General features: G+C 44.6%; 11 protein-coding genes. All 11 read right to left on the bottom strand.

The genetic code is table 11. The features are described 5' to 3' along the window. Positions 1-15 precede the first annotated feature (15 nt). Positions 16-1,482, bottom strand: a complete 1,467-nt coding sequence (locus tag BLT53_RS06520) for a UDP-N-acetylmuramoyl-L-alanyl-D-glutamate--2,6-diaminopimelate ligase (RefSeq protein WP_170834254.1) — start codon at positions 1,480-1,482, stop codon at positions 16-18. Between the two features lie 105 nt (positions 1,483-1,587). Beyond that, entirely contained in the window at positions 1,588-1,833 is a 246-nt protein-coding gene (locus tag BLT53_RS06515; protein WP_090233585.1) for a DUF2584 domain-containing protein, read from the bottom strand. A gap of 117 nt (positions 1,834-1,950) precedes the next feature. After that, positions 1,951-3,231: a 2-oxoglutarate dehydrogenase complex dihydrolipoyllysine-residue succinyltransferase gene (gene odhB / locus BLT53_RS06510; protein ID WP_090236746.1), complete on the bottom strand. Its 1,281-nt coding sequence runs from the start codon at positions 3,229-3,231 to the stop codon at positions 1,951-1,953. Beyond that, a complete protein-coding gene (locus BLT53_RS06505; RefSeq protein WP_090233584.1) occupies positions 3,224-6,103 on the bottom strand; it encodes a 2-oxoglutarate dehydrogenase E1 component in 2,880 nt (959 codons plus the stop codon). The genes odhB and BLT53_RS06505 overlap by 8 nt, the downstream gene beginning before the upstream one ends. A gap of 315 nt (positions 6,104-6,418) precedes the next feature. Further along, positions 6,419-7,351 (bottom strand): EamA family transporter RarD, encoded by a 933-nt coding sequence (rarD, locus tag BLT53_RS06500; RefSeq protein WP_090233583.1) that lies wholly within the window; start codon positions 7,349-7,351, stop codon positions 6,419-6,421. Between the two features lie 124 nt (positions 7,352-7,475). After that, complete coding sequence (locus BLT53_RS06495) at positions 7,476-8,045, bottom strand: thioredoxin family protein (protein ID WP_170834253.1); 570 nt, start codon at positions 8,043-8,045, stop codon at positions 7,476-7,478. Positions 8,046-8,073: 28 nt separating this feature from the next. After that, positions 8,074-9,249, bottom strand: coding sequence for an NRAMP family divalent metal transporter (locus BLT53_RS06490; RefSeq protein ID WP_090233581.1), 1,176 nt, complete (start codon positions 9,247-9,249; stop codon positions 8,074-8,076). Between the two features lie 14 nt (positions 9,250-9,263). Next, positions 9,264-10,022 carry a LamB/YcsF family protein gene (locus BLT53_RS06485; protein ID WP_090233580.1) on the bottom strand — a complete coding sequence of 253 codons (759 nt, stop codon included), beginning with the start codon at positions 10,020-10,022 and terminating at the stop codon, positions 9,264-9,266. Positions 10,023-10,026: 4 nt separating this feature from the next. Beyond that, positions 10,027-10,995, bottom strand: coding sequence for a 5-oxoprolinase subunit C family protein (locus BLT53_RS06480; RefSeq protein ID WP_090233578.1), 969 nt, complete (start codon positions 10,993-10,995; stop codon positions 10,027-10,029). Continuing rightward, positions 10,979-11,698, bottom strand: coding sequence for a 5-oxoprolinase subunit PxpB (gene pxpB / locus BLT53_RS06475; RefSeq protein ID WP_090233576.1), 720 nt, complete (start codon positions 11,696-11,698; stop codon positions 10,979-10,981). Before pxpB ends, BLT53_RS06480 begins: the two co-directional genes overlap by 17 nt. A 219-nt stretch (positions 11,699-11,917) precedes the next feature. Beyond that, the gene (locus BLT53_RS06470; protein ID WP_090236743.1) at positions 11,918-13,537 is read right to left on the bottom strand and encodes an ABC-F family ATP-binding cassette domain-containing protein; all 1,620 of its coding nucleotides are present in this window, start codon (positions 13,535-13,537) and stop codon (positions 11,918-11,920) included. Between the last annotated feature and the right edge of the window lie 117 nt (positions 13,538-13,654).

Genomic DNA, 13,654 nt, shown 5'->3' with positions numbered 1-13,654 from the left:
TCTCAAAGAGGCGTTTTATTTTGGAAGCGCAAACCGTTCCTGCTGCAAAAACTGAATGGTTTCTTTATCGTTGGAAGCAGGAAGTTGGAATTTTTGTTTGTAGGATTCCTGGCCCTTTCCTGTAACAAAAACCCAATCTCCTGCTCTGGCTTCTTTCCAGGCGTATTCTATGGCTTTGGTGCGGTCCGGGATAACGATGGCATTGTTTTTCGCACCGTTTTCTTTCAAATGTTCCAGTTCACTGATCATTTTTTCCTCGGGAACCCCATTCAAGTCATCGAAGGTAAGAATAAGCTGGCCGCAGACAGAGGAACAAAGGGAGACAATTTCACTTCGCTTTGTCACATCGCGGTTACCCCTGAAACCTAATACATGGACGATCCGCTCTGCATTTTCTCGTTTGGCGGTTTGATAGCAATACTCTATAGCGTCCTTCGTGTGGGCATAATCAACGATAAATGTAGCACCTGAAGTGTGGCTGTATGTTTCAAACCGGCCTGGTACACCGGGGAACATATCCAATGTAGCAATCACCTTTTCAAGCGAAAGGTTCATTTTTGAAACGGTCAGCAATGCGCCGATTGTATTCCAGGCATTATGAAGGCCCGGAAGCGGTAATTGAAAGGTATATTCAAGTGATTCTTGTTTTAATTTAATTAATGGAAAGTATTCTGTACAAACATGGACGAGTTTCATGTCGTCACGATCATCAAGGCCGAATGTATAGACGTCATGTTCCGTTGCTTTAATTCGATGTATGAGCTTTCTTCCCCATTCGTTATGGGAAGCAATAACCGCAACACCATTTTTCTTTAGTTGTTTAAATAGTTTAGATTTCACATTGAAATATTCCTCAATACTATCATGGTAATCCAAATGGTCATGCCCAAGATTGGTAAAAAGCGCATAATCAAACTGTATCCCTTCCACACGCTGCTGTTCAATGCCATGTGAAGATACTTCCATAATCACAACTTCGTCACGGCTCTCGGCAAGGAGGGCTTGCAATTCGAGAGGATCAGGTGTTGTATTCTTTGATTGAATCTTTTCATTATTTACGATGTTATGAACCGTTCCGATCAAAGAGCAAGTTTTCCCTGCTTTTTCAAGCATATGCTTTAACAAATAAGCAGTGGTTGTTTTACCGTTCGTCCCCGTGATTCCAATCATTACATGATTTTGATAGGGATGGCCATAGTACTGACTTGCAAGGTGAGCCAGGGCTTTTCTTGAATCCGGTGTCTGGTAGTACGGAACATCCAACTGAGTGGGAGGCTGTTCACCGACAATGGCAACAGCCCCTTTATCGATCGCTTGCTGGATGTACTGATGGCCGTCTGCGGCAAACCCCTTAATCGCTACAAACAGGTCTCCTGGACGGATTTTTTTTGAATTAAATTGAATAGCGTTGATTGATACGGAAGGAAGGTGATTCACACGGTCAGTGATCGTTATTTCTTTTAGCAGTTCGTCCAATTTCATGCATGCGTGCTCCCCTTTTACTGTAGATTGAGCTCTATACATATCATTTCGCTAAAAGGGGGATTTTATCGTACTTCCGTTCGACATATTTCGATTTTTGATTTATTAATTTACAGTATTCAAGTCAAGCAGTTCATAAGTGAGCTCCGTTTGGCCGTCCTTCCAGGTCATTTCGTTGATTTTTGCAATCGCTACTGGCTTGGTTTCTTTTGTTTTACGAATTTCCAGCGGAATATCCAGCGGGTACAGTCGGTAGCCTTCTTTTGTCAGTGTGTATAGGTTTGATGATTTCAATCGGATTTCTTTATTCTTTGTCACGATCATTGTATTCAATTCCATCGGCATGCCCATAGGATACAACCCCTTTGTTTTTTATTTTCTCTACCCTTATTGTAATGCGGAAGCCTTCTTTTGCCTACATTTTAGCAAAGAAAAAACGCCGGGGAAACATTTCCCCAGCGTCATCAATCAGCCTTGTAGCAATAGTGATTCAGGATCTTCAAGCATTTCTTTTACTTTTGCAAGGAAGCTTACTGCTTCACGCCCATCAACGATTCGGTGATCATAAGAAAGAGCAATATACATCATCGGACGGTTTTCCATACGTTCTGCGTCAATGGCTACAGGACGTAATTTAATGCCGTGCATTCCTAGAATACCAACTTGAGGGGCATTCAAAATCGGAGTGGACATCAGGGAACCAAAGATTCCGCCGTTGGTGATTGTAAACGTTCCGCCTTGAAGCTCGGAAAGCGTTAATTTATTGTCTCTTGCTTTTTTACCAAGTGAAAGGATTTCTTTTTCAATACCGGCAAATGAAAGCTTGTCAGCATCACGTACGACAGGTACTACAAGACCCTCTTCAGCACCAACTGCAATTCCGATGTCATAGAACTTCTTAAGAAGGACTTCATCTCCCTGGATTTCAGCGTTAAGAAGCGGGAACTGCTTCAATGCGCCGACAACCGCTTTTGTAAAGAAAGACATATAGCCTAGCTTTACATCGTTCTGCTGAAGGAAAGCATCTTTTCTGCGCTTACGGATGTCGTTGATTGCAGTCATGTCTACTTCGTTAAACGTGGTCAGCATGGCAGCAGTTTGCTGAACTTCAACCAAACGCTTTGCAATGGTTTGACGACGGCGGGAAAGCTTCACACGTTCCACTGGTTTTCCTGGTACATCCGCAGTTTTAGGAGCACTTGTAGGTTTCTTCTCAGGTGCCTTAGGTGCTTTTTGTTCTGGCTGGGAAGCTTTTTCGGATGCCGCTTTTACATCTTCAGGACGGACACGTCCAAGCGGATCACGGGCTTCAACCTTAGAAAGATCAATGCCAAGCTCACGAGCAAGCTTGCGTGCTGCCGGAGATGCCAAAGGACGATCTGTTTCCTTACGCTCTTCGGTTGGCTGGGTTTCTTGCGGTTGCTTTTCCTGTGCGGTTCCAATAGGTTCAACTGCAGGCTGTTTTGCTTCCTCTTTGCTTTCAGTAGCTTGTGCTGCTTCACCGCCAGCTTCTCCATTTTCTTTCAATACAGCAATAACGTCTCCCACTTCAACGGTATCGCCTTCTTCACGAAGAACTTCCTGGATAATACCATCATAGTCAGCGCTGATTTCAATGTTGACTTTGTCCGTTTCAAGCTCGACGATGTTATCGCCCTTCTTTACATTGTCACCAACATTTTTCAGCCATTGTGCGATTGTTCCTTCTGAGATGGATTCTGCTAATTCTGGTACCTTAATTTCAATCACGTTCATTGCCTCCCTCTTGAGTTATCGGTTTTACTTGCTCAGCTCGTAATGCAACTGTTATGATACGTTCTTGTTCTTTTTTATGGATATCAGGATCTCCGCCTGAAGGACTCGACCGGTCAGGGCGTCCAATGTACTTAACAGTAGCGCCAGCAGGTGCAAGGGCACGCAATTTGGACTCAATGTAAGCCCAGGACCCCATGTTTTTCGGCTCTTCCTGTACCCAAGCGACTTCCTCAAGATGAGGGTAGCGATCAAAAATGGCCTTGATATCATTTTTAGGGAACGGATACAGCTGCTCAACACGTAAAACATGCAGATGATCCAGCTCTTCCGTTTTTCCTTCTGCTTCTGTAGCAAGGTCTATTGCCACTTTCCCCGTTGAAAGCACGATGCGTTTTACCTTATCCGTGTTCTTCCCAAGTCCTTCTTGTTCAAGAACAGGATTGAATTGTCCATTGCCAAGGAACTCTCCAGGAGAAGATGTTCTTGGATTTCTAAGCAGGCTCTTCGGCGTCATAATAACGAGTGGTCGAACCTCATCCTTTCCAAGAATGGCAGCCTGGCGACGCAGGATGTGGAAATACTGTGCAGCGCTTGAAAGATTCGCTACAGTCCAGTTGTTTTCTGCAGCCAATTGAAGGAAACGTTCAATACGGCCGCTGGAGTGTTCTGGCCCTTGACCTTCGTAACCATGTGGCAGAAGAAGAACGAGTCCTGACTTTTGCCCCCATTTAGCTCGTCCTGCAGAGACAAATTGGTCGAATAAAACTTGTGCTGCATTTGCGAAGTCACCATATTGAGCTTCCCAAAGAACTAGCGTTTCCGGAGCAAACACGTTGTACCCGTACTCAAATCCAACAACAGATGCTTCAGAAAGCGGGCTGTTATGGATGCCGAACGATGCTTTCACCTGCGGGATATGATGAAGCGGTGAAAACAGCTTGCCGTTTTTGCTGTCATGCAAGACAAGATGACGCTGGGCAAACGTTCCGCGTTCAGAATCCTGGCCGGTAATCCGGATAGGTGTTCCGTCGCTGAGGATGGATGCAAACGCAAGGGTTTCAGCCAGTGCCCAATCGACTTTGTTGCCTTCATCCAACGCATTTCCCCGTCTCGCCAAAATTCTCTCGAGCTTAGGATAAACGGTGAATCCTTCCGGCCGTTCAAGGAGCGCCTTATTGATCTCTTTCAATTGATCCAAAGCCACAGAAGTATCCACTGCCGGGATTCCTTTTACAATAGACTCAGGAACCTCCACATCTTTTACTTCTCCGTCTTTTGAAACGCCTTTTACTTTTTCGTATTCTGCCTGAAGTTTTTGCTGTACTTCTTGATCCATCTGGTCGCCTTTTCCTTCAGGAATAACGCCTTCTGCTTCCAATTGCTTGGCGAACAGGGCGCGGACGGTAGGATGGCTGTTTACTTTTTCGTATTTTTCCGGCTGTGTAACAGCTGGATCATCCATTTCATTGTGACCAAAACGTCTGTATCCGATCAGATCAATCAGGAAGTCTTTTTGGAACCGCATACGGTATTGATAAGCGAGCGTTACGGCCGCGATACACGCAATCGGATCATCAGCGTTCACGTGAACAATAGGAATTTCGAATCCTTTTGCCAGGTCACTTGAATATTTCGTAGAACGTGAATCCGCACTCTCCGTTGTAAAACCAATCATGTTGTTGGCGATGATATGAACCGAACCGCCTGTCTGATATCCTCTGAGCCTGCTAAGGTTCAGGGTTTCAGCAACGATTCCCTCACCAGGAAAAGCCGCATCCCCATGAATGGAAATGGCAAATGATTTATTTACATCCTGCTTTGGATAGCCTGGCTCTGTACGAACCTCTTGGGCAGCTCGAGTATATCCGCAAACCACCGGATTAACAAATTCAAGGTGGGAAGGGTTATTGGCCAATGTAAGTGTTGCCCTTGCTGTGCTGGATTCCTCGATGGAACGATCAGCACCAAGGTGATATTTCACGTCCCCGGTCCAGCCAAAGTTAATGCCTCTTGAACCTTCAGAAGGTATGAGCTCCTTATTTGGCGAATGGTGGAATTCTGCAAAAATCTTCTCGTACGGCTTGCCTAATGTATGGGCAAGCACATTCAGCCGGCCGCGGTGCGCCATACCGATCATGATGTTTTGTGTACCGCCTTTCACGCTTTGATGAATCATATCATCAAGCATTGGCACAAGAATATCCAATCCTTCAATGGAGAAACGTTTTTGTCCTACAAATGTTTTGTGCAAAAACTTTTCAAAGCCTTCCACTTCAGTCAGGCGCTGTAATAGTTCGATCTTTTCCTCATTTGTCATTTCGGGATAAATATATCCTGATTCCACCATATTATTTAACCAGGTTTGTTCTTCCTCCACATGCACATGGCTGAATTCGTATGCCATAGATTTTGTGTAGATATCCTTCAAACGCTGGATGGCTTCCAGGCCATTTTGAACGTCTCTTGGTGCTTCTGCCCAAATCAAAGAGGCTGGAATCGTTTTCAAGTCCGCCTCACTTAGTCCATAATGAGATGGATCAAGCAGTTTAATGTCTTTAGACACTTCTTCAAGGGGATGAATTTCAGCTGCCAAATGTCCGTATACACGGATATTTTCAGCGAGTTTCGAAGCTGCCACGATTTTGCTGATGGACGTTCCGCTTGGTGCTTGTTGATAGTTGGCAGATTCTTGATTTGCTTCATCAGAAGATGGTGGCGGACCCCACTCTTCAAACTGTTTTCTTAGTTCCTCATCAACTGAACTGGGATCGGCAGTATACTGCTCAAACAGCTCAATGACATAACCAAGGTTCGGTCCGTAGAATCCCTGCCAAGGAGAATCCTGGCTTGGACGGTTTGTACTCATCGGTTGATACCCCCTGCTGCATTTTAATTGCAAATTTTAACATCTTAACTAGGAGAACGACTAGAAGTTCTCAAAATGCCTGTTTTTAATCGCAAAAGCAAACCTAACTTCATTGAATTACATCCCCTGAATGCTCAACAACAAAACGATTTTTTACAAATCTCGGTAAAATTCCCTCTTTTGCATTAAAGCGAAGGTATATGTCGAACTTCTGTATTAAACGTTTTCATGGTTATTTTAGCACAGTCTGGGCATAGGTCAAAAGTAAAGTTACAAGAAAAATGACCGGAAGTTACGAATTCCGGCCGAAAATTGTCACATTCCGTATGTTTTCTGCTTATTTCTAGGCTGTAAGCGTGCCAGCCACCTTGTTTTGGAAAATGAAAAGATAATAAGTGCCAGCCAAATCAGGATAAAAGAAAATAAACGTGTCTTAGAAAAATCCTCATGATACAGGAAAACGCCCAAAATAAGCATGATCGTCGGAGCAATGTATTGGAGAAACCCGATCATGGAAAGGGAGATACGTTTCGCTCCCTGGGCAAAGCAAAGCAATGGAATCGCCGTCACTATCCCTGCTCCCATTAATAACAGGGTCACTGTGCTGTTTTGGGCGGCAAAGGCTTCTGTACCCCTTTGCTGCGCGAAAATGATATAGACGAGCGCCAGGGGCGTCACAAACATCGTTTCATATGTCAGACCGATAATAGAATCGAAGCTTCCCACCTTTTTGGCCAGTCCGTACAAGCCAAAGCTTAATGCGAGCGATAATGCAACCCATGGGAATCGGCCATACTGAACCGTCAATAGGCAAACGCCTGCCAGTGCAACAACAAAAGAGGCCACCTGCCAAGCATTGAGTTTTTCTTTTAAAACGATGATTCCCAAAAGAACACTAATCAACGGATTAATATAATAACCAAGGCTCGCTTCAACGACATGGTTTGAATTGACGGCCCAGATGTAAATCAGCCAGTTGGCACTGATCAGCAGTGAAGAGGCGAGGACCGCAAAAAAATTTTTTTTATCAAGAAACAAGCTACGCAAATTCCCTACAAACGCCGAGGTTCTTTTCATGATCACAATGATCAGGAGCATAAATACAAAAGACCAGATGATGCGGTGGGCCAAAACATCACCTGATCCGGCGGATTGCAGCGGTTTCCAGTATAGCGGCAAAAATCCCCACATCAAATAAGAAAGTGCAGCGTACCAGATGCCGGTGGTTTGTTCATTTTGACTTCTCATGGCAGTAACCCCTATTCTCTAACAGATTTTTCTTACTCAATTATAGTGCTGCCGGATCGAAAGGCAAAATACTTTGCCCAAACAAAAAAGCCGCTCTAATTGTTAAGCGGCTCCGTCTATTACATTAAACTGTAAGTTTTTGCAACTCATTTTTAAGGCTATGATTGACCGATTGCCAAAGGTCTTCATCACTCGTCAGTTTTTCTTTAAAGAGTCTATACATCTCCTGCTGTTTTTGTTCAAATGCCGGATCGTTTTTGGAAGGAAGCTTGCCCCTCTCTTGCTCGATCAGGCTTTGCACCTCTGGGGATCTTGGTCCCCATACCGCTTTTTCGTTCCCATCCTGATCCATAAAGATGAACTTTGGAATGGCGCGCGAGGTCCCATTGGTCAAATACTGGTCCATCAGCTCCAAGTTTTCATCTCTAATTAAATATTTCAATTCAATTCCGGCATACTCGGCAATCCGTTCAATGATGGGTACACAGAGCATGGCATCTCCGCACCAGTCCGCCGTAAGAACAACAGCCTTGAGCTGTTTCTTCGGTAGTGTCTGGTAAAAGTCCTTGTCTTTTTCAGGAAGTGTAAAGCGGTCATAGATGGACTGCAGTTCCTTCTTGTTGACGGTCATACTGTCCACATATTCTTTGTTCGTTAAACCTTCATGAAACCACTCGTTTAAGCTTTTCACCATAATCACCTCTATTTTATATTAATACAGGCTACAGTTTCAAAAATGCCAGGACGCCCATCACTGCCATCCCAATGGATATAACAGCTCCGACAAGCGTCATCCACAGGGGGTGTCTGTAAGAACCGACGATATTTTTATTATAAGCGGCAACCAGCATCACTCCAAGTGTAATCGGCAGAATTAAGCCGTTTAACGCGCCAACGAACACAAGTAATCTTACTGGATTCCCGACTTGGATAAAGATAATCGTAGATAAAAGAATAAAAACTACAATGAGCAGGTTACCGTACTTTTCAAGCCTCGGATGAAATGAGCGGATAAAAGATACTGACGTGTACGCAGCACCAACAATAGAGGTAACAGCCGCCGACCACATGACAATACCGAATATCTTATAGCCGATATTTCCCGCTGCATGCTTAAAGACCGATGCAGGAGGATTCCCTGGATCCAGGGTTACACCACTTGCAATCACACCGAGCGCCGCAAGGAAAAGGAAAATACGCATGATGGAAGCAATACCGATGGCTGAGACCGCACTCTTATTCACTTCCCCAATAGCTTCTTCTCCCTTGACACCAGCGTCCAACAGCCTGTGTCCTCCAGCAAACGTGATGTAGCCTCCGACTGTTCCACCTACAAGTGTAACAATGGCGGCAAAATCAATCTTATCGGGAACAAATGTTTTAACCACCGCTTCACCGACCGGCGGTGACGAAACAATGGCTACATACACAGTAAGAGCGACCATGACAAAGCCTGCAATCAGGGCAAAACGGTCCATCGCTTTACCCGCTTCCTTCACCAAAAAGATGGAGATGGCAATTGCTCCGCTGATCGCTGCTCCAGCTTGCGGGGACAGTCCGCCAAAGATAACGTTCAGCCCTAGACCTGCTCCACCAACGTTACCGATATTAAAGGCAAAACCGCCAATCATGACAAGCAGGGCGATAAAATAACCCAGGCCAGGTAAAAGTGTATTGGCAATATCCTGGGCCTTTCGTTCGGATACAGCTATGATTCTCCAAACATTGAGCTGAGCGCCAATATCAAGAAGAATGGATATTAAAATAACAAACCCAAAACTTGCAAGCAATGATTGAGTAAAAACCGTTGTTTGTACTAGAAATCCGGGTCCGATGGCAGAGGTTGCCATCAGGAATGCCGCTCCCAGCAGGAGCTGCCAACTGCTTTTTTGTTTCATCTATTTTCCTCGTTTCATCCGTAGTTTATGCGTTGAATGCCTTCTTTTTCAAAAGCTGAATTGATTTTCTCAGCAAACGAAAGGGCGTGTTCACCGTCTCCATGAATACAAATGGTTTCCGCTTTAATGGAAATATCACCAGCGTGAGTGGTCACCTTGCCCTGCTTGACCATCTTAATGACCTGGTTCACAGCATCATCATCGTTCGTCAGCATACAGTCGGGCTGACTTCTCGGGGTGAGGGTGCCGTCCGGCTGATAGGTTCTGTCCGCGAACACTTCACTGCAAGTCTGAAGGCCTGTTTCGTTACCTGCATTGATCAACTCACTTCCCGCAAGTCCGAAAAGAATAATGTCTGGGTTCAGGTTATAGACAGCTTCAGCGATCCCTTTGGCCAGTTCTTTATTCACAGCCGCCATGTTATAAAGCGCTCCATGCGGCTTAACATGGCGGATTCTCCCGCCTTCTGCCTGTACAAACGCATGCAATGCTCCTGTTTGGTAAAGTACATAATCATAGGCTTCCTGAGGTGTGAGGGAAAAATTTCTGCGCCCAAAACCAATCAGATCAGGAAGTCCGGGATGGGCACCAACCGCCACGTTATTTTTAAGTGCCAGCCTGACCGTTTCCTTCATAATGGAAGGATCCCCTGCATGGAACCCGCAGGCAATATTCGCGGAAGAAATATGCTCCATCATTTCTTTATCATGACCAATTTTATAGCGGCCGAAACTTTCTCCCATGTCACAGTTTATATCCACCAACAATTGCATGTTCTCACCCTTCTCTGTTTTTGAGACGAATTCCCGTCTGCAAGTATTTGAGCTGTATTTTTTGAATGATGTAATTGATTTGCGCTTCCTCTTCAGAAATTTCCTGAAATACGATCTTGTCCCCCGGCTTGGCCTGTGCCAGCTTGGGCAAGTCTACAAAAGCCGTTTGTGCGATTTTGGGGTAGCCACCGGTCGTTTGCCGGTCAGCCATCAATATAATAGGGTTTCCTTCAGCCGGCACCTGAACAGTGCCAAACAATACGGGTTCTGACAAGATTTCTTCTTTCCGCTCCAACTGAAGGGATGTCCCTTCTGCACGATAACCCATTCTGTCGGATTTGGTCGTGATCATAAATTCTTTTTCAAAAAATACTTTTTGGCTGTCCAATGTAAAGTAATTAAAATGCCTGCCTTTTACCGCGCGAATAGATCCCATCTTCTCATAGACAGAGCGCATGCCCCGACTCATCTTCCAATTTAACGAAACAGGCTGAAATGTTGGATTGAATGACCCCGTTTTCAGCCTGTCTCCCTCTTTTAATGCTCTTCCCTGATGACCCCCGATACCAGCACGAAGGTATGTACTCCTGCTTCCCATAACCGGCTCCGTATCGAATCCACCAGCAACGGCAATATATACCCTGCAACCCCATTTGCATTTGCCGAATTCGAGGACATCATCCTTATTTACCTTATAAGGGCGCCAATTTTGAATGCGTTTCCCATTTAGAGAAGGAGTAAGATCAGCTCCGCATACGGCAATATAGGTATCGATCTCAAACGTAATCCGCGGTCCCAGAAGGGTTGCTTCAATGGTCGCTTCATTTTCCGGGTTACCGACAAGCAGATTGGCCACGGTATGAGCGAAGGGGTCCATGGCACCACTGGCAATTACGCCGAATTGCTGATAGGAATACCTCCCCAAATCCTGAAGGCTTGTCAGCATTCCTGGTTTATTAATCGTGATGCTCATGTTCAGCCTCCCATGCGTGATATTCATCCAGCGTGATTTCATAAAATTTCACCTGATCCCCGGCCTGTAACAATACAGGAGGATCCTGTTCAGGTGTAAAAAGACGTGTTGGTGTTCTGCCAATCAGCTGCCAGCCACCAGGTGTTTCAATGGGATAAATGCCGGTCTGTTCCCCTGCAATTCCGACGCTTCCTTTTGGAATGGACAGACGGGGAGATGATAAACGTGGAGCAGCGATCTTTTTTGCCATTCCTCCCAGAAACGGGAAACCTGGTGCAAAACCAAGCATATACACGTAATATGTTTCCTCAGTATGTATTGAGATGACTTCCTGTGGGCTCAGCCCGTTGATCTCTCCCACTTTTTCAAGATCAGGGCCAAAGTCACCGCCATAACAAACAGGAATTTCAACCGTCCGGCCTACCGTGAGGCTTTCTTCCGGCATCAATTCGATCCTTTTTTTGATTTGTTCTACCGCCAATTCAAATGCTGACTTATTAGGATGGATGAATATTACAGGATTATATAAAACAGTCAGCGTGGTGTAGGCAGGAACGGTTTCAATAAAGCCGTCAAACGGATGATCATTGAGCCATTTTGCCGTTTTATGTATTTGAAGATTTACCTTTTTGTCCATGACAGAGCCAAACTCCAGGAGAATTCCTGCTTCTCCAAAGCTTAAGTAGTTAATATTTTGAAACATTACAGCATCCTTTCCCAATCCAGTTAAACCACACTATACCTAGAAACCGGATAAAAAACAATAGAATTCTGACAATGGGAAATAATTCAATTCTTCTGCGATTATTCCCCGCCGTCCGGTTGATATTATTTCTAAAAGGGTGTTTCTCTCTATTTTTCCCTTTTTGTTTTATAATCAATCCAGTTAAAAAAACAAAAACGGCCAGAAGGGCCGCTTTGTTTATTGGTACATTTTTTCTCTTTGTTTTTGAAGTTCAACATTTTCAAGGAATTCATCATATGTCATCTGCTTGTCAAGAAGACCGTTCGGCGTAATTTCAATAATTCGGTTGGCGATTGTCTGAACAAATTGATGGTCATGGGAGGTGAACAACACCGCCCCTTTATAATTAATCAATCCGTTGTTCAGCGCCGTAATGGATTCCAGATCCAGGTGGTTGGTTGGATCATCGAGCAGTAATACATTACTGCCGCTAAGCATCATTTTGGACAGCATGCAGCGTACTTTTTCTCCACCTGAAAGAACTTTTGCCTTTTTCATCACTTCTTCACCGGAAAACAGCATGCGTCCCAAAAAGCCGCGCAAAAAGCTTTCCGACTGATCCACTGGTGAATATTGGCGGAGCCAGTCAACAAGATTAAGTTCGTTATTTTCAAAGAAAGAGCTGTTGTCTTTTGGAAAAAAAGCCTGCGAAGTGGTTACACCCCATTTGAAGCTTCCACTGTCTGCTTCCATTTCACCCATCAAAATTTTAAAAAGGGCCGTTACCGCAATTTCGTTTTTACCTGTGAAAGCAATTTTGTCCCCTTTATTCATCGTAAAGCTGATGTTGTTTAGCACTTGTTCCCCTTCGATGGTTTTGCTCAAACCTTCCACGCGAAGAAGGTCATTTCCGATTTCACGATCAATGGAAAAATTCACATAAGGATATTTGCGGGTTGATGGACGGATGTCATCAAGGGAGATTTTCTCCAGCAATTTCTTTCTGGACGTTGCCTGCTTTGACTTTGAAGCGTTGGCGCTAAAACGTGCCACAAAGTTTTGCAGCTCCTTAATTTTTTCTTCTTTCTTTTTATTCTGTTCCTGGGCCATTTTTAGTGCCAGTTGGCTAGATTCATACCAGAAATCATAGTTGCCCACATACAACTGGATTTTACCAAAGTCGAGGTCTGCCATATGTGTACAGACCTTATTTAGGAAATGACGGTCATGCGATACGACGATAACGGTGTTCTCGAAATTGATTAAAAACTCTTCGAGCCATTGAATCGCACGAAGATCCAGGTGGTTGGTCGGCTCATCCAGAAGCAGGATGTCAGGTTTTCCAAACAAGGCCTGTGCAAGAAGAACTTTCACCTTTTCCGAGCCTGAAAGCTCAGCCATCTTTTTATAATGAAGGTCTTCTCCGATGCCGAGCCCTTTTAAGAGAATAGCAGCTTCCGATTCCGCTTCCCAGCCGTTCAATTCAGCAAATTCTCCCTCTAGCTCTGCCGCTTTAATGCCATCTTCATCGGAGAAATCCGGCTTCATGTAGATTGCGTCTTTTTCCTGCATGATTTCATACAATCGGGCATGCCCCATGATGACCGTCTGCAGAACTTCATTTTCTTCATATTCGAAGTGATTTTGCTTTAAAACGGCCAGGCGTTCTCCTGGTGTTATATGAACATCACCGGTTTGTGCTTCAATTTCACCGGACAAAATTTTTATAAAGGTGGATTTGCCGGCACCGTTTGCGCCGATTAAACCATAGCAATTGCCGGGTGTGAATTTAATATTCACGTCTTCAAACAATTTTCGGTCTCCGTACCGGAGACCTACATTAGTAACTGTAATCATAAATTTTACTTCTCCTTCGCTGATTTCCATAATCTCAATGATTGTATCATACCATACTCTGGCGTACACCGTGCAAGTGGATTAAAACTGCTTTTCTTCCCACGAAAAAGAGCGGAG

The sequence above is a fragment of the Fictibacillus solisalsi genome (assembly GCF_900103485.1).
Lineage (GTDB): Bacteria > Bacillota > Bacilli > Bacillales > Fictibacillaceae > Fictibacillus_C > Fictibacillus_C solisalsi.
Note: the sequence above shows the minus strand (reverse complement) of the source record. Positions and strands in the feature narration are given on the sequence as shown.